This is a genomic window from Kocuria cellulosilytica, from assembly GCF_040981245.1.
In the GTDB taxonomy this organism is placed as follows: domain Bacteria; phylum Actinomycetota; class Actinomycetes; order Actinomycetales; family Micrococcaceae; genus Kocuria; species Kocuria cellulosilytica.
Genome location: NZ_JAVFWZ010000003.1, coordinates 133,119 through 150,127 on the forward strand (window position 1 = coordinate 133,119; position 17,009 = coordinate 150,127).

Annotated in this window: 11 protein-coding genes; 7 read left to right on the forward strand and 4 right to left on the reverse strand. The window is 73.9% G+C overall.

Translation table 11 applies throughout. The features are described 5' to 3' along the window. Nucleotides 1-104: 104 nt before the first annotated feature. From RCG67_RS05715 to RCG67_RS05725, 3 genes are all read left to right on the forward strand, one after another. Nucleotides 105-428 carry a DUF6504 family protein gene (locus RCG67_RS05715; RefSeq protein ID WP_368825219.1) on the forward strand — a complete coding sequence of 108 codons (324 nt, stop codon included), beginning with the start codon at nt 105-107 and terminating at the stop codon, nt 426-428. Between the two features lie 60 nt (nt 429-488). Then, entirely contained in the window at nt 489-1,328 is an 840-nt protein-coding gene (locus tag RCG67_RS05720; protein ID WP_368825220.1) for a fumarylacetoacetate hydrolase family protein, read from the forward strand. 221 nt (nt 1,329-1,549) lie between these two features. Beyond that, entirely contained in the window at nt 1,550-2,518 is a 969-nt protein-coding gene (locus tag RCG67_RS05725) for a TIGR03885 family FMN-dependent LLM class oxidoreductase (protein WP_368825221.1), read from the forward strand. A 64-nt stretch (nt 2,519-2,582) separates the two neighbouring features. Here the strand turns inward: RCG67_RS05725 and RCG67_RS05730 are convergent, their stop codons facing one another. Next, nucleotides 2,583-3,155, reverse strand: a complete 573-nt coding sequence (locus RCG67_RS05730; RefSeq protein WP_368825222.1) for an MOSC domain-containing protein — start codon at nt 3,153-3,155, stop codon at nt 2,583-2,585. 234 nt (nt 3,156-3,389) lie between these two features. Here RCG67_RS05730 and RCG67_RS05735 point away from each other — a divergent pair, with 234 nt between their 5' ends. The 4 genes from RCG67_RS05735 to RCG67_RS05750 all read left to right on the forward strand — a co-directional run bounded on the left by RCG67_RS05735 (nt 3,390) and on the right by RCG67_RS05750 (nt 10,922). After that, nucleotides 3,390-6,860, forward strand: coding sequence for a DNA polymerase III subunit alpha (locus tag RCG67_RS05735; RefSeq protein ID WP_368825223.1), 3,471 nt, complete (start codon nt 3,390-3,392; stop codon nt 6,858-6,860). 103 nt (nt 6,861-6,963) lie between these two features. Further along, nucleotides 6,964-7,941: a DUF2382 domain-containing protein gene (locus tag RCG67_RS05740; protein ID WP_368825224.1), complete on the forward strand. Its 978-nt coding sequence runs from the start codon at nt 6,964-6,966 to the stop codon at nt 7,939-7,941. Nucleotides 7,942-8,229: 288 nt separating this feature from the next. After that, nucleotides 8,230-10,347, forward strand: a complete 2,118-nt coding sequence (gene thrS, locus RCG67_RS05745) for a threonine--tRNA ligase (protein WP_368825225.1) — start codon at nt 8,230-8,232, stop codon at nt 10,345-10,347. Then, the gene (locus RCG67_RS05750; protein WP_368825226.1) at nt 10,344-10,922 is read left to right on the forward strand and encodes an HIT family protein; all 579 of its coding nucleotides are present in this window, start codon (nt 10,344-10,346) and stop codon (nt 10,920-10,922) included. Before thrS ends, RCG67_RS05750 begins: the two co-directional genes overlap by 4 nt. Nucleotides 10,923-11,107: 185 nt before the next feature. Here RCG67_RS05750 and RCG67_RS05755 read toward each other — a convergent pair whose 3' ends face one another. The 3 genes from RCG67_RS05755 to RCG67_RS05765 all read right to left on the reverse strand — a co-directional run bounded on the left by RCG67_RS05755 (nt 11,108) and on the right by RCG67_RS05765 (nt 17,004). Beyond that, a complete protein-coding gene (locus RCG67_RS05755) occupies nt 11,108-13,195 on the reverse strand; it encodes a M3 family metallopeptidase (protein ID WP_368825227.1) in 2,088 nt (695 codons plus the stop codon). Nucleotides 13,196-13,364: 169 nt separating this feature from the next. Further along, the gene (locus tag RCG67_RS05760) at nt 13,365-14,462 is read right to left on the reverse strand and encodes a hypothetical protein (RefSeq protein ID WP_368825228.1); all 1,098 of its coding nucleotides are present in this window, start codon (nt 14,460-14,462) and stop codon (nt 13,365-13,367) included. A 4-nt stretch (nt 14,463-14,466) separates the two neighbouring features. Further along, complete coding sequence (locus RCG67_RS05765) at nt 14,467-17,004, reverse strand: PEP/pyruvate-binding domain-containing protein (protein WP_368825229.1); 2,538 nt, start codon at nt 17,002-17,004, stop codon at nt 14,467-14,469. Nucleotides 17,005-17,009: the final 5 nt, after the last annotated feature.

The window sequence follows — 17,009 nt, forward strand, 5'->3', positions numbered from 1 at the left end:
CCTTGCTGTGCTCTCCGGGGTTAGCGTGTCGTACAGGTGTTCTAGCTTCCAGGGAACAGGGCGCACCGCGGGACGGGCGCCGGCCGAGGAAGAGAGGAGCCGTCGTGGGTTTCCTGACGGAGAGCGTGGACGTGGACTGCGACACGGACGGGGTGCCGGTGGGCGTGCGGTGGCGCGGGCGGAGCTACCTGGTGGCGCAGGACCCCGTCCGCTGGTACGAGCGCCGCGCCTGGTGGTCCGAGGACGCGCGGCTGCCCCAGGACCGCGGGATCGGGGCGGTGGACCAGCAGATGTGGCGGGTCCAGGTCCAGCTGAACGCCCGCTCCGAGCTGCTGACCCTCGAGCTCGTCCACACCCTCGACACCGGCCGCTGGCGGCTGCTCGCGGCCACGAGCGCCTCGGGGGCGCAGGTGGTGCGCTGTGCATAGGCGCACCGGGGGTGCATAGGATCGGACGGAGACCGCACCGCAGAACGTGAGGGAGCATCCGTGAGACTCGGCACCGTGCGACGCGACGGCACCACCCAGGCCTTCCGGCAGGAGGACGGGCGGACCGTCTACCTCCCCGTTCCCGACGTCGGGGCCCTCCTGGCCGGGGGCGACCTGCACCTGCCGGGGGAGCCGGGTCCCGCGCCGGCCCCGGCGGACCTGGCGACCCCCGTCCTGCGCCCGGGCAAGATCCTGTGCGCCGGCCTGAACTTCTACGACCACGCGGAGGAGGTCGGCCAGGAGATCCCGAAGCACCCCACGATCTTCGCGAAGTACGCCACCGCGCTCATCGGCCCCACCGACCCCATCGCCATGCCGGAGGAGTCCGAGAAGATCGACTGGGAGGCCGAGCTCACCGTGGTGATCGGCTCGTCCCTGCGCCACGCCACGCTCGACCGGGCGCGGGCCGCGATCGCCGGGTACACCGTCATGAACGACATCTCGGTGCGGGACTGGCAGGGCCGGACCTCCGAGTGGTTCCAGGGCAAGAACTTCGACCGCACCACCCCGGTGGGTCCCGTGGTCGTCACCCCCGACGAGGTCGACCCCGAGGCGGGACTGGCGATCCGCTGCACCGTGGACGGCGTGCTGCACCAGGACTCCGGCACCGACCGGATGATCTTCTCCGCCGTGGAGCTGGTCGAGTACCTCAGCCGGTTCCTGACCCTCGAGCCCGGGGACCTCGTGGCCTGCGGCACTCCCGCCGGCGTGGGCCTGGCCAAGAAGCCCCGCCGGATCTGGCTGCGCGACGGCCAGGAGGTCGTCACCGAGATCGAGGGGATCGGCGAGCTGCGCAACGTCTGCACCCCCGCCGAGGACCTCCGGGCCGCGGCCGGCTGATCCGGTACCCGGCCCTCCCGGTTCTGCCCTGTTCCTGCCCTCGTCTGTCCCGAGCTCACTCGTCCTAGGCTCGTCCGTTCCGAGCTCACCTGTCCTGAGCCCATCCGTCTTGAGCTCACCTGTCCCGGGCTCATCCGTCCCGAGCTCACTCGTCCCGGGCTCATCCGTCCCGAGCTCACCCGTTCCCACTTCTCTGTTCCCGCCTTCGACCGGAGGACCCCATGGCGACGATCGGCTTCCACGCCTCCCACGAGCAGATCCCTCCCGAGCAGCTGCTGCTCGACGTCGGGCACGCCCAGCAGGCCGGCTTCGGCGCGGCCATGTGCTCCGACCACCTCGAGCCGTGGTCACCGCGCCAGGGCCACTCCGGGTTCGCGCTGTCCTGGTTGGGCGCGGCCCTGGCCACCACGGACCTGACGTTCGGGTTCGTGCACGCCCCGGGCCGGCGCTACCACCCGGTGGTCACCGCCCAGGCCACGGCCACCCTCGCCCGCATGTTCCCCGGCCGGGTCTGGACCGCCCTGGGCAGCGGGCAGAAGCTCAACGAGCGGGCCGTCACCCCGGACTGGCCGGCCAAGGAGCAGCGGCAGCGGTTCCTCGAGGGCAGCTTCGACGTCGTCCGCCGGCTGCACGCCGGCGAGGAGGTGTCCTGCCACGAACCCTTCCACGCCGACCGCGCCCGAGTCTGGGACCCGCCGGAGGTCCCGCCCGCCCTGCTCGTCGCCGCGCTCACTCCGACGACGGTCCGCCGCTTCGCCCCCGTGGCCGACGGGTTCATCACGGTCCAGCAGCCCCTGGAGGACCTGCGCCGGATGCTCGACGCCTGGCGCGAGGCCGGCGGCACCGGCCGTGCCGCGCTCCAGGTGCACCTGAGCTGGGCGGCCACTCAGGAGCAGGCCCGGGCGATCGCCCTCGACCAGTGGCGCACCAACGTCTTCGACCCCGTGACCATGGCCGAGCTCGCCTCGCCCCAGGACTACCTGCGCAAGGCGGTCCAGGAGGACGTCGGGGACGAACAGGTCGCCGGGGCGGTCAACGTCTCCGCCGACCTCGGCCGGCACGCCCAGTGGCTGTACGAGTACGCCGAGCTGGGCTTCGACGAGATCTACCTGCACCACGTGGGGCAGGAGCAGGGCCCCTTCCTCGACGCCTTCGGGGAGGCGGTGCTGCCCCAGCTCGCGCAGGCCTGAGCCTCCCCGGGGCCGTCCCGGCCGCCGGGCACGGAGGGGGACGGGGCCGGGCGTCCCGTGGGCGCTACGGCAACCGGGACGGCCGCCGCAGGACCGCCGCCCCGGCCTCCTCCGGATCGAGCGGGACCGGGCTGTGCAGCACGGCCGGTCCGCGGTGCAGGGCACCGCTGGACAGCGGCCGGCAGCGCAGGCCTCCTCGTCCCCGCATGGCGGCGTGCGCGCCCGGGGCGAGCACCCGGTCCATCCAGGCGCACGGGTGGGCCGGCCGGCCGCCGCGGAGCCGCAGGATGTCGCCCCGGGACTCCAGTGCGAACTCCTCGCCCAGCAGCGGGGCCAGCTGGGCGCCCCGGAGGACCACGTTGCGCCGGGTCAGGAGCGGGTCGAACGGGGGTGCGCCCAGGTCCTCGGCCATGGCCTCGAGCGCCTCGACGGCCAGCAGGGTGACGGCGGCGTCCAGGTGCGCGGCCTTGCCGAAGAACCGGTCGCCGACGACGCCCTTGCCGGCCACCAGCTCGGCCCGGTCGGCGTCGGTGCTGGGGACGTCCGCGGCGCCGTCCCGGGCGCGGCCGAAGTAGGCGTGGGCCGGGGACACGAGCAGGTGCAGGACCTCCACGTCGTACCGGTAGCTCTCCGCCATGCCGTGCACCCCTCCGTCGTGACGAGGGCCGCTGCCGCTCTGCCGTGCGGCCGTCCGATCGCAGCAGCCGTCCGAGCCCAGCATAGGGCCGGGGAGCGCGGCGGGCCCGGCGAGAGCTGTTCCGCCCGTCGTCCTCGGGACGCTCGTGCGGCGATTCCTCCTCCCGGGGGCCCGGCGGTCCTCCCGGCGGTTTGCAATTGACTTAATATTCGAACACGTATTCGAATGGGGGGCGTGAGCTTTCCGCACCTGCACGTCGCCACCGCCTTCAGCGCCCACTTCGGGGTCAGCCGGCCCGCCGCCCTGGCGGCGGCCGCCGCGGCGGACGGCGCGGACGTGCTCGCCTGCACCGACCGGGACGGGCTCTACGGGGCGATCAAGCACCTGGGCGCGTGCCGGGAGCACGGCCTCGACCCGGTCCTGGGGGTCGACCTCGCCCTGCTGGCCCCCGGCCGCGAGCGCGTCCTCGGCCGCGTGGTGGTCCTCGCGGCCGGCCACACCGCCGGCGCGGGCTACGCCGCCCTGTGCCGGCTCGTCTCCACCGCCCACGCCGCGGAGGGCCCGCCCGGGGCGACCGCCGCCGAGATCGCGGCCGCCGCCGTCCCGCCCCGGCACGAGGAGCCGGTCCTGACCGTGCTGCTCGGACCCGTCTCCGACGTCGGGCAGGAGCTCGCGGCCCGCCGCTACCGCACCGGGCGCGCTGCCCTGGCCAGGTGGCGGTCCCTGCTCCCCGCGCCGGCGCTCGCCGTGGAGGTGGTCTCGCACCTGGCCGCCCCCGGCACCGCGTGCAGCACCTCCCACGCGGCCCGGATGCTGCGGGCCGCCCTCGAGGCAGGACTGACCCCCGTGCTGACCAACGCGGTGCGCTACGCCACCCCCGCCGAGGCCGCCACCGCCGACGTCCTCGACGCCGCCCGCGCCCTCACCCCGCTCGAGACCCTCGGGGCTCGGGCCGGCCTCGTCCCCGGCGGCAGGGGAGGAGGCACCGGGCGGGCCGGTGGGTCCCGGCGGACCGCGGCGCCGGAGCCGCTGCAGCCCAACGGCCAGGGCTGGCTCAAGTCCGCCCGGCGGATGCGCGCGCTCGCCGCGGAGATCGCCCGGGCCGCGGACCTCGGCGCCGCCGGGGCCGCGGCCCTGCTGGCCGGCACCCAGCGGGTCGCCGACCGGTGCCGGCTGGACCCGGTCGCCGACTGCGGCTGGGGGCGCCCGGTGGTGCCGGAGGCCTCCGTGCTGGACCTGGAACGGCCGGCGCCCGCGGAGCTGCGGGCCCGGTGCGAGGCCGGCCTGGGGCGCCGCTACCCGGGCCGCCGCGCCACACGGACCGTGCGGGACCGGCTGGAGCGGGAGCTGAGGGTGATCGAGGACCTCGGCTTCGCCTCCTACTTCCTCACCGTGGCCGAGGTCTCCGCGATGATCGAGGAGATGGGCGTCCGCCACGCCGCCCGCGGCTCGGGGGTGTCCTCGCTCGTCAACCACCTGCTCGACGTCTCCCCGGTGGATCCGCTCGAGCACGAGCTGCTCTTCGAGCGCTTCCTCTCCACCGACCGCTCGACGCTCCCGGACATCGACATCGACGTCGAGTCGGCCCAGCGCCACCGCGTCTACCGGCGGATCTTCGAGCGCTTCGGCCCCGAGCGGGTGAGCCTCATGAGCATGCAGAACGCCTACCGCGCCCGCGGCGCCGTCCGGGACGCCGGGCTGGCCCTCGGGATCGACCCCGAGACCGTGGACAGCGCCGCCAAGCAGCTGTGGAACCTGCCGGCCTCGGCGCTGCGGGAGACCATCGCCCGCCGGCCGGAGCTGCGGGACTTCGCCGAGCAGGTGGCCCAGGAGAAGCAGCTCGACCTCCTCGTGGACCTCACCGAGCGCCTGGACCGGCTGCCCCGGCACATCTCCATGCACCCGTGCGGGGTGATCCTGGGGGACCTGAGCCTCCTGGACCGCACCCCGGTGCAGCCGAGCGGGACCGGGATGCCCATGAGCCAGTTCGACAAGCACGACATGGACCCCATGGGCATGCTCAAGCTCGACATCCTCGGCGTGCGGATGCAGTCGGCGCTCGCCCACGCCGTCGACGAGGTGGCCCGCGTTCATCCGGACCGGCCCCGCCTGGACCTCGAGGCGATCCCCGTGGACGACGGGAGGACGTTCGAGCTCATCCGCTCGACCCACACCCTGGGCTGCTTCCAGATCGAGTCCCCGGGCCAGCGCGAGCTCATCGGCAAGATGGCGCCCACGAGCTTCCGGGACCTCATCGTGGACATCTCCCTGTTCCGCCCCGGGCCCATGCACTCGGACATGGTCCGTCCCTATCTGGAGCACCGCCACGGCTGGTCCGCGCCCGTCTCGATCCACCCGGCCCTCGACCCGATCCTCGCCGAGACCCACGGCGTGACCGTCTTCCACGAGCAGGTCCTGCGCATCCTGGACACCTTCACCGGGTGCGGTCTCGCCCGGGCCGACGAGCTGCGCCGGCTGCTGGGCTCGGAGCGCCGGCTCGAGGTGGAGGAGTTCTTCCGGGAGCGGGCCCGCGCACGGGACTACCCCCTCGACGTCGTGGACCGGGTCTGGGAGATCCTGGTGGCGTTCGGCTCGTTCGGCTTCTGCAAGGCCCACGGCGCGGCGTTCGCCGTGCCCACCTACCAGTCCGCGTGGCTGAAGGCCCACCACCCGGAGGCCTTCCTCGCGGGGCTGTGGGAGCACGACCCCGGGATGTACCCCAAGCGCCTGCTCGTGGGGGAGGCGCGGCGGATGGGCATCCCCGTCCTGCCCGTGGACGTCAACCGCTCCGACGAGCACTACCGCGTGGAGCGCCTCGAGGAGGACTCCGCCCGCCTGGGCGTGCGCCTGGCCCTCACCGGGATCCACGGGGTCTCCCGGGCCGAGGTCCGCCGGATCGTGGCCGGGCAGCCCTACGCCTCGCTCGCCGACCTGCGGCAGCGGGCCCGTCCCGCCCGGCGCACCCTCGAGCGTCTCGCGGCCGTCGGGGCCTTCGACGGCCTGCTGCGCCGGTCCGGCGGCGCCGCCTCCCGCGCCGACCTCGTGCACGCCCTGCGGGCCCGGGCGGACAGCGGCCGGCCGCCCCGGCCCGCCGGGGAGGTCGAGGGGCAGCTGGCCCTTCCGCTCGAGGACCTCGAGCTGCGCGCCCTGCCCGCGGAGCGCCCCGAGCCCACCCTGGCGGAGAAGGTCCGCACCGAGCTGGACCTGCTCGCGGTGGACGTCTCGGCGCACCTGCTGGAGAGCTGGGCGCCCGTGCTGCGCGAGCTCGGGGTCACGCCCGCGGAGCGGCTGCTGGAGCTGCGCAACCGCTCCGAGGTGCTCGTGGCAGGGGTGCGGGTCTCCACCATGACCCCTCCTGTGCGCAGCGGCCGCCGGGTGGTCTTCGTCAGCCTCGACGACGGCACGGGCACGGTGGACTGCGCCTTCTTCGCCGACGCCCAGGACCGGTCGGGGCAGCACCTGTTCGGCACGCGGATGCTGCTGGTGCGGGGGCGGACGCGGCGCACCGGGCCCCGGGGGATCAGCCTCAGCGCGGAGCAGGCCTGGGACCTCGCCGACCCGGGAACACCGGCGGCCGTGCGCGCCGCCGCCCCGCCGGGCCTCCCGGGAAGGAGCCCAGGATGGGCCGGGGAACCGCGCGGTTCCAGGAGTTTCACTCTTGGTGAAGCCATTGGCCAGGGCATTGATTGCCAGTATGGTTACTAATGACAGCGGACGAGCTGCACCCCGCCCCCCGGGCGGAGATCGTCCGTGGCGAGCCCCCCGTCCAGGGGAGCCCGTTGCCTCGCAGAATAGAGAAGGAGTTCTCATGGCTACGTACGACGTCAACGCACTGCTCTCGGCCACCGCCTACGGCTCGGACGGCGACAAGATCGGCAAGGTCGAGCAGGTCTTCCTGGACGACAACACCGAAGAGGTCACCTTCGTGACCGTCAACACCGGTCTTTTCGGCGCCAAGGAGAGCTTCGTCCCGGTCGACGGCGCCCAGCAGGACGGCGACCGCCTCGTCCTCCCCTACACCAAGGACGTGGTCAAGGACGCCCCGAACGTGGACGCGGACCAGCACCTCTCCCCGGCCGAGGAGGAGGAGATCTACCGCTACTACAAGATGAACTACTCCGGCGCCGACGGCGGTGACCGCGATCGTGACCTCACCGACCGCGACCGCACCGCCGGTGTGGCCGGTGCCGCAGGCACCGCGGATGTCGCCGACCGCGACGACCGCTACGCCGCGGACACCGACCGCAACGCCGTCCCGGCGACCGGCACGGGCGACACCGCCGGCTACGCCGAGGTCGACCGCGACACCACGGACCGCAACAGCACCGCCGGGATCGCCGACGTCGACCGGGGCCTCGCCGACCGCGACCGCGACCTCACCGACCGTGCCGACAACGGCGTGGTCCGGCACGAGGAGCAGCTGCATGTCGGCAAGGAGCAGCGCGAGACCGGCCGTGCCCGTCTGCGCAAGTACGTGGTCACCGACCACGAGACCGTGGACGTGCCCCTCGAGCGCGAGGAGGTCCGTGTCGAGCGCACCCCGTTGAACGGCGACGAGGCCACCACCGGCACCATCGGCGAGGAGGACGTGGAGGTGAGCCTCCACGAGGAGCGCCCCGTCGTCGCCAAGGAGACCGTGGGCGTCGAGAAGGTCGGCCTCGAGAAGGAGACCGTCCGCGACACCGAGCGCGTCGACGCCGACGTCCGCAAGGAGCAGGTCGACGTCGAGAACGACGCCGAGCGCGGCGCCGGCCTCACCGACGACGATCGCCGCGACCGCATCTGATCGCGCCCGATCCCCCAGGGGCCCCCGTCACCGATCGCGTGGCGGGGGCCCCGTCGTCGTGCCGGGTGGACGGGCCCCGTCCTCGTGCCGGGTATGAGCACGCGCTCTTCCGCCGGCCCCGCGCGGCGGGCACGGCCGCGCGGCGGACCGGGCCCGGCGCCACCGGCCCCGCCGCTGGCCGCCCCGGCCGACAGGTACCATCGATGCAGTGCGCGCCGCCCGCGGTGCCGCTGCCACGCGCCCCCCGTACCGGTGCGTGCCGATGCCGACCCGAGGAGCACCTTTCCCATGACCACCGTGCCCGAGCACCAGCCCGAGTCCGCCCCCCTCACGATCACCGTCGACGGCGAGCAGCGGACGGTGGGGACCGGGACCTCCGCCGCGGACCTCTACCGCGAGGACCGCTCCGTGGTGGTGGCCCGGGTCAACGGGGTGCTCAAGGACCTGGCCACCGAGCTGGCCGACGGGGACGACGTGCAGCGGGTGCTGGTCTCCGAGCCGGAGGGCCTCGAGGTGCTCCGCCACTCCGCCGCCCACGTCATGGCCCAGGCCGTGCAGCAGCTGCACGAGGACGCGAAGCTCGGCATCGGCCCCTACATCACCGACGGCTTCTACTTCGACTTCGACGTCGAGCAGGCGTTCACGCCCGAGGACCTCAAGGCCATCGAGAAGCGCATGCAGCGGATCGTGAACTCCACCCAGTCCTTCCGCCGCCGCGCGGTGAGCGAGGAGGAGGCGCGGGCCGAGATGGCGGACGAGCCGTACAAGCTCGAGCTGATCGGCCTGTCCCAGGGCCCCGGCTCCGGCGGGGACGTGGACGCCGCCGCGGAGGGCGCCTCCGTGGAGGTCGGCGCCGGCGAGCTGACGATCTACGACAACGTGGACCGCAAGACCGGGGAGACGGTCTGGAAGGACCTGTGCCGGGGCCCCCACCTGCCGGACACCAAGCTGATCGGCAACGGCTACGCCCTCACGCGCTCGGCCGCCGCCTACTGGCGCGGCTCCGAGAAGAACAAGCAGCTGCAGCGCATCTACGGCACGGCGTGGCCGACCAAGGAGGACCTCAAGGCCTACAAGGACCGCCTCGCCGAGGCGGAGCGGCGCGACCACCGCCGGCTCGGCTCGGAGATGGACCTGTTCTCCTTCCCCGACGAGCTCGGCTCCGGCCTGCCGGTGTTCCACCCCAAGGGCGGGATCATCCGCAGGACCATGGAGGACTACTCCCGGGAGCGGCACACGGAGGCCGGCTACGAGTTCGTCTACACCCCGCACATCACCAAGGGGCACCTCTACGAGGTCTCCGGCCACCTCGACTGGTACCGCGAGGGCATGTTCCCCGCGATGCACGTGGACGAGGAACGGGACCCGCGGACCGGGGAGCTCACCAAGCAGGGCCAGGACTACTACCTGAAGCCCATGAACTGCCCGATGCACAACCTCATCTTTCGGTCCCGCGGCCGCTCCTACCGCGAGCTGCCGCTGCGCCTGTTCGAGTTCGGGCAGGTCTACCGGTACGAGAAGTCCGGCGTGGTCCACGGCCTGACCCGGGTCCGGGGCATGACCCAGGACGACGCCCACATCTACTGCACCCGGGACCAGATGAAGGCGGAGCTGACCACCACGCTCACCTTCGTGCTCGACCTCCTGAAGGACTACGGGCTGGACGACTTCTACCTCGAGCTCTCCACCAAGGACCCCGAGAAGTTCGTGGGCTCGGACGAGCTCTGGGAGGAGGCCACGAACACCCTCGCCGAGGTCGCGGCCGAGTCCGGGCTGGACCTGGTCCCGGACGCCGGGGGCGCCGCGTTCTACGGCCCGAAGATCTCGGTGCAGGCCAAGGACGCGATCGGGCGGACCTGGCAGATGTCCACCATCCAGCTCGACTTCAACCTGCCGGAGCGCTTCGACCTCGAGTACCAGGCCGCCGACGGCACCCGGCAGCGGCCCGTGATGATCCACCGCGCCCTGTTCGGGTCCGTGGAACGGTTCATGGGGGTGCTCGTGGAGCACTACGCCGGGGCGTTCCCCGCGTGGCTGGCCCCCGTGCAGGTCGTGGCGATCCCGGTGGCCGAGGCCTTCAACGACTACCTGCAGGGCGTGGTGGACACCCTCCGGGCCCGCGGCGTGCGCGTGGAGCTGGACGCGGGCTCGGACCGGTTCCCGAAGAAGATCCGCACCGCCTCCAAGGAGAAGGTGCCGTTCGTGCTCATCGCGGGCGGGGAGGACGCCGAGGCGAACGCCGTGTCCTTCCGCTTCCGCGACGGCTCGCAGGACAACGGCGTCCCGGTCGGCGAGGCCGTCGAGCGGATCGTGGCGCACGTCCAGCGCCGCGTGAACCAGGAGCCGACGGCCGCCCTGCCCCAGGACCCCCTGGCCGCCGCGGAGACGGCGGGGGTGGGGCAGTGACCGGGACGGCGCAGGACGCAGGCCCCCCGCACCACTGGATCCGCCAGGACGAGTTTGAGATCCCGGGGGTGCCCGACAGCTTCCAGCGGCTGTGGACCCCGCACCGGCTCGCCTACGTGCGCGGGGAGGACCCGTCCGTGCGGGAGGACCCCGGGTGCCCGTTCTGCAACGGCCCGCACCGTGCGGACGAGGAGTCGCTGATCGTCCACCGCGGCGAGCACTGCTTCGTGATCCTCAACCTGTTCCCCTACAACCCCGGGCACCTCATGGTCTGCCCGTACCGGCACGTGGCGGACCTGACGGAGCTCGAGACGGAGGAGCTGCGGGAGCTGACGGACCTGACCCGCACCGCGGTCGCCACGATCCGCGGCGTCGCGTCCCCGCACGCCTTCAACGTGGGCATCAACCTGGGGGCCGCGGCCGGCGGCTCCCTCTCGGGGCACCTGCACCAGCACGTGGTGCCGCGCTGGAACGGGGACGCCAACTTCATGCCCGTCCTCGCGGGCACCAAGGCGATCATGCAGACCCTCGGGGACACCCGCCAGGACATCGCCGACGCCTGGCCCGTGGACTGAGCTCGACGGCCCGGGCTTCCCGGCCCGCGCTCTCCGGCGTGCTCTACCCGCCCGGCCGGGCCCCGGGCCGGTCCTCCGGCTCGATCGTGCGCTCCGGCCGCCCGGCCGGGTCCCGGTCGTCCGGCCCGGTCATGGGGCCCGACGCCGGGGCCGGGCCCCTGCACCCGGTCCGGGAGCCGTGCCGCTCAGCCGCGGGCGTCCGGGGCGGGCGCCCCGCGCTGCCGGTGGACGAACTCCTCGCGCTGCTGGAGCCCGCGCCGCTCCAGCAGCGCGCCGAGGTGCGGGCGGCGGCCCAGCAGGGCCTCGAAGGACTCCATCGGAGCGGTCTCGTTGCCCCGGGAGAGCACCTCGGCGGCGAAGCGCCGGCCGTTCTCCCGGGTCGGCCCGCCGCGGTCCGTGAACCACTGCGCCGTGTCGGCGTCGAGGATCTCGGACCAGATGTAGGACCAGTAGCCCGCGGAGTAGCCGCCCGCGAAGACGTGCTTGAAGTACCCCGTCCGGTAGCGCGGGTCGATGCCGGGCACGTCCACCCCGGCGCGGACGAGCGCCTCCCGCTCCACGGTCCGCGGGTCCGCCGGCTCGGCCGGGTCCTCGATCCCGTGCCAGGCGAGGTCGAGCCAGGTCGAGGCGAGGTACGCCACGGTCCGGAAGCCCTGCCCGTGGGCGGAGGCCTCCCGCAGCCCGCTCAGGGTCTGCTCGGGGATCGGCTCGCCCGTGCGGTGGTGGCGGGCGTAGTGCCGGAGCACGTCCGGGTGCAGCACCCACATCTCGTGCACCTGGGAGGGGTACTCCACGAAGTCCCGCGGCACCTTCGTCCCGGAGAACGAGGGCAGGTGCACGTCGGACAGCAGCCCGTGCAGGGCGTGGCCGAACTCGTGGAAGACCGTCACGACCTCGTCCAGGGTCAGCAGCTTGGGCCTGCCCGCGGGCGGTCGCGTGAAGTTCGCGTTGTTGACGACGACGGGGCGCTGGCCGGTCAGCCGGTTCTGGTGCACGAGCGAGCCCATCCAGGCCCCGCCCTGCTTGGTGGGGCGCGTGAACCAGTCGCCCAGGAACAGGCCCACGCCGCGGCCCTGCTCGTCGGTGACCTCCCACACCCGGACCTGGGGCAGGTAGCCGTACAGGTCGGGGCGCTCGGTGAAGACCAGCCCGTAGAGCTCCCGGGCGGTGCGGAAGATGCCGTGCTCCAGCACGGACTCCAGCTCGAAGTGCTCCCGCAGCGCCGCGGCGTCCACGTGGTAGCGCTCCCGGCGCAGCCGCTCCGCCCAGAACGGCCAGTCCCACGCCTCGATCGGGTGGCCGGCCAGCTCCTCGAGCTCGGCCCGCTCCTCGAGCGCGTTGCGCACGGCCGGGCCGGTGACACGCTCCAGCATCTCCAGCACCGCCTCCAGGGACGGCGCCGTGCTCCCGGCCAGGACGTGGTCGGCGTGGCTGCGGTAGCCCAGCAGCCGGGCCTGCTCCGAGCGCAGCCGGGCGATCCGCGCGGCCACGGGCAGCAGGTCCGTGCGGCTCTGCGAGCCCGCACCGCCGTGCTCGCCGGTGCCGCGGTTCACGGCGGCGAGGTGGATCCGCCGGCGCAGCGCGCGGTCCGTGAGCACCGAGAGCACCGGCTGGACGGTGAACAGCGAGGGCGTGAGGAGGTAGCGTCCCGGCAGGCCGTTCTCGGCGGCCGCGGAGGCGGCCGCCTCGATGTCGGCGGCGGACAGCCCGTCCAGCTCCGCGGGGTCGTCGACGACCACGGCCGAGGCGTTGACCTCCCGGATGAGGTCGTTGCCGTAGCGGATGCTCAGCTCCGAGAGCTCGTCGTTGATCGCCCGGAGCCGCTGCTGGTCGTCCAGGCTGAGCTCGGCGCCCGAGTTCGCGAACCAGGAGACGTACTCGTCCAGCACGCGCAGCTGCCACGGCTCCAGATCCTCGCGGTCGACCCGGCGGACCCGGGCGTAGAGCGCCTTGTTGAGGGTGAAGTCCGCCTTGTGCTCCGAGAGCCGCGGCGCGAGCTCCTGGTAGATCCGCTGGATGCCCTCGGTGTTGTGGGCGGCCGTCAGGGTGAAGAAGACCGACTCGACGCGGTCCAGGGGCAGCCCGCCGCGTTCGAGGGCCTCGACGGTGTTCGCGAAGGTGGGCGGGTCCGGGTCCGCCAGGATCGCCTGCACGCACTCGAGGTCCTGGGCCATCGCGGCCTCGAAGGCCGGCAGGAAGTGCTCCTCCTTGATCCGCCCGAAGTCGGGCAGCTCGTAGGGGAGGTCGCTGGGGCGCAGGAGTGGGTTGTCCAAGGGCCGGCTTCTGTCGTGGTGGGCGGACGGGTGCGCTCAAGACTAGCCGCCCCGTGTGACGGTGGTGATTCCACGCCGCGCCGGTCGGCCACGCGACGCGGACGTCGACGACGTCTCGGCAGAACGGCCGGGGAGTCCGTGCCGTCCACCGCGGTGCCCACCCTCGATGTCACTCGGGGCGATTGAGCAGGTCGCCGTCCCGGGTGAGGTCGGCGTCGGTGTGAATGGACAGCACCTCGAGCCCCGGGGTCTCCATGAGCTCGCGCACGAGCGCCCTGGTCCCGGCTACGAGCGTCGAGTCGAAGTCGATCTCCGTGGCGAGCACCCAGGCGTGGTCGTCCGGCCACAGGATGCTGGGCGAGTGTGCCCACACGACGTCGTCGACCCAGGGCGCGCGGGCAGGCCACGCGGCATCCGCGAAGTCGGCGGCACCCGCCTCGAACAGGACGTAGCGCCGCCCGGTGTCCCCGTGCAGCTCGAACCGCGGCCCGGTGGCGATCCTCCGGGAGAGCAGTCCGGAGCCCGGTTCCGGGTCGTTGCGGGCAGCCCTGGGACGAGCCGTCAGCACCGCCTGCGCTCCGGCGAGCCCCGCCCGCCCGGCCGCAGCGAGCCGGTCCCGGAGCGACGGGGCGGCGCCGCGCCCGGTGTCCTCGTCGGTGTCCTCGTCGGTGTCCTCGTCGGTGTCCTCGTCGGCGTTCTCGTCGGCGTGCCGCGCGTGCCGGGTGGGCCGCCTCCCGCTCGGCTCGGGCACGAAGTGCGCAACCCCTGCCGAACTCAGCAGACCGCCCCAGCCCTCCCAGACCGCGGCGACGCCGGCGTCCGGGGTCGTGGTGTGTCGGGCCAGCACCGCGGAGGCCGCGGCCAGCGACGCGGCGTCGAGGCAGCCCTCGGACGTGTCGCCGTACCGCCAGCCGTCGGCGGCGATCGCCCCGTCGACTTCGCCGTCGTCACGCCGCACGAGCCGTGCGTACTGTGCCTGGGCGTGCATGGTCGTGCCGAACGACGCCGCGGCCTGCGCCCACGTGGTGCGCTCGATCTCGAGCGACGCCTCGATGTCGTCGACACCCTCGAAGTACGTCGTCTCGTCGAGGCCCTGCCAGGTCCTCGTCCTCCGCGGACGGTCGCGCTCGACCGGATGGAGCACGCGCGCGTACGCCTCGAAGCCGCGCGGCACCACCGACAGGATGCTCTCCGGAGGCTCAGCTTCCATCGGGCGCAGCCACTCGCCCCGCTCGAGGTCGGGCACCCATGCGAATCGTTCTGACATGCGCCTATTCTCCTGGTGCGGCCCGGCCCGGCTCACCGGCCCGATGTTCGCGGGCGCCCGGGGCCCCCAGGCGCTGCGTCTCGCCGTCCGTCTCGTGCAGGTGGATCAGCCCCGTGGCGCCGTCGATGGTGACCGCCTGGCCCTCGGTCAGCCGGGTGGTGGCGTCGGGCACGCAGATGACGGCCGGGATGCCGTACTCGCGGGCCACCGTCGGGCCGTGGGCGATCGTGGAGCCGGTCTCCGTGACGAGTCCGCCGAGGGTCAGGAACAGCGGGGTCCAGCCCGGATCGGTGGTGGGCGCGACGAGGATGTCACCGGGCTGCAGCCTCGCCTCGGACGGATGGTGGACGATGCGCACCGGCCCGGTCGCGACCCCGGTGGCCGCCGCCTGGCCGACCAGCACGTCCGGCCCGTGCTCGGCCGCGGTGTCGTCCTGCAGGGCCTGGGGATTCGTGCCGTCGGACAGCAGCAGGCCCGGGACCTGCCGCCGTCGGGCCTCGCGGTGGTGCTCCGCACGCCGGCCGGTCACCACCGCGCGCAGGTCCGTGCCGTGCGAGGCGTCGAGAGCCTCGTCCAGGGTCAGGAACATGATGTCCTCCGGCTGCTCCAGCAGGCCGCGCCCGGTGAGCTCGGCCCCCGCGGCGAGCAGCTGCCGGCGCACCTCGGCCAGCGGGGTCAGCCACAGGAACTTGGGCAGCTCGCGCAGACCGGCCAGCTCCCGGCTGCGGCGCAGCATGGCACCGGCGAGGCGGGCCCGCAGCGGCCGGGTGCGCCGCGCGCGGTCGACGAGCTCTGCCAGGGCGGCCTCGGCCTCGACGGCGGCGCGGGCGAACCGGGCGGGCGGGGCCTGGTCCGGGTCGGCCACCTGCAGGTACCCGGCCAGGGCCGCGAACACGGGGGTGGAGTCGTCGGCCCACCGGGGGGAGCCGACGTCGATCTCGGCGCTGCCGCGGATCCCGTACTCCTCCAGGAAGGCCGTCAGGCCGAACTCGGGGAGCTCGCCGCGCGAGAAGCGTGCGGCGAGCTCGTCCGGGGCGGTGCCGACCAGGAGATCGCGGTGCGGACGCGCGGCAACGGCCACGGACCAGAGCTCCAGGTCCATCTGGGTGGTGACGTTGTGGGGCATGCCGCGCAGGGTCGCGTTCAGCTCACCGGGCCGCAGGACGCCCCGCAGGAGCCCGCCGGCCACCCCCTGGGCGATGAGCGCTGCCCACAGCGGTGGCAGGGAGCGCATCATCGGTCCGGTCATCGTCGCGTCCTGCAGGCCGGCGGCGCAGCGGATCCGGCTCGCCGTGTCCGCCGGCTCGGTCCGGGGCTGCCGGCGGACCTGTTCGAGTTCCTGGAACGCGCGCTCGCGGGCGGCCGCGGGCCGTGCCAGGGCCCGCAGCGCGCCGAGCAACGAGGCCGGCACGACGGTCAGGAGCAGCCGCGCGATCGCACCGGCGGAGAGCGCGCGCCGACCGGGTGGAGCGGGACGGGCCGCGTAGCGGGGGTCGTCCACGACGCGCCGCATCCCCCGCGCCACGGCCGGACCGTAGACCTGCAGCAGCTCGGGGACCCGGGAGTGCAGGCGCGGGCTGCGGACGAAGCCGGTGAGGTCGGTGAACAGCCTGCCACCGATGTCGACGAGGTACTGATCGGCCACGGTGTCGTCGACGCCGATGATCTGCAGCCAGCGGCGGGTCGTCTCCCGCAGCACGGACACGCCCATGGGGGTGACCGGGCGCCGCAGGCCCTGCATGTGGCCGATCTCCAGGTAGACGCGCGGGTCGCCCTGCACCGGGTCGGTCCCGGGCGGGAGCGGGAAGAGCGTGGTGATGGCCCGGGACTGCAGCAGCCAGAGCGTGCCCTCCGCGTCGTAGGCGAACTCGACGTCCTGCGGGCTGCCGAGGGCGCGCTGCACCCGCTGCCCGGCCTGCTGGAGCTCGCGGAGCTGACCGGGCGAGAGGCAGCCGTGGTCCTGCTGCCCGGGGAGCGGGCCGTGCCCGGGCAGGACGTAGTGGTCGGTGTCCACGGTGCCGTCCACGACGCCGGTGCCGAGCCCCGGGACCGCGTCGACGACGGTCTCCGTGCGGGTACCGGTCAGCGGGTTGGCCGTGAACATCACCCCGGCGGCCGTCGGGTCGATCATGCGCTGCACGACGACAGCCATCGCCGGGTCGTCGGCCTCCAGTCCCTGCTCGGCCCGGTAGGCGACGGCGCGCTCGCTGTCCACGGAGTCCCAGCACTGCCGGATCGCCTCGAGCAGCGCGGTCCCGCCCTCGACGTCGAGGACGGTGTCGTGCTGGCCGGCGAAGCTGGCGCCCGGCAGGTCCTCGGCCGCAGCGCTGGAGCGGACGGCGACGGGCCCACCACCGAGACGTTCGTAGGCCGTCAGGACCGCCTGCTCGGGAACGGCGCCCGAGCGGTGGGCCTCGGTGGTCAAACAGAACCCGTCCGGCACCCGCTCGCCCGCGGACAGGAGGGCCCCGAGGCCGAGGGCCTTGCCGCCGACGAGCCCGATCGTCCCCGGGGTGATGCGGGCCAGATCGATCACGTCCATGGGAT

Excerpts from the sequence above, each read along its gene's own strand:
- RCG67_RS05725 (WP_368825221.1), top strand. The coding sequence starts at position 1,550 with ATGGCGACGATCGGCTTCCACGCCTCCCACGAGCAGATCCCTCCCGAG.
- RCG67_RS05730 (WP_368825222.1), bottom strand. The coding sequence starts at position 3,155 with ATGGCGGAGAGCTACCGGTACGACGTGGAGGTCCTGCACCTGCTCGTG.
- RCG67_RS05740 (WP_368825224.1), top strand. The coding sequence starts at position 6,964 with ATGGCTACGTACGACGTCAACGCACTGCTCTCGGCCACCGCCTACGGC.
- thrS (WP_368825225.1), top strand. The coding sequence starts at position 8,230 with ATGACCACCGTGCCCGAGCACCAGCCCGAGTCCGCCCCCCTCACGATC.
- RCG67_RS05760 (WP_368825228.1), bottom strand. The coding sequence starts at position 14,462 with ATGTCAGAACGATTCGCATGGGTGCCCGACCTCGAGCGGGGCGAGTGG.
- RCG67_RS05765 (WP_368825229.1), bottom strand. The coding sequence starts at position 17,004 with ATGGACGTGATCGATCTGGCCCGCATCACCCCGGGGACGATCGGGCTC.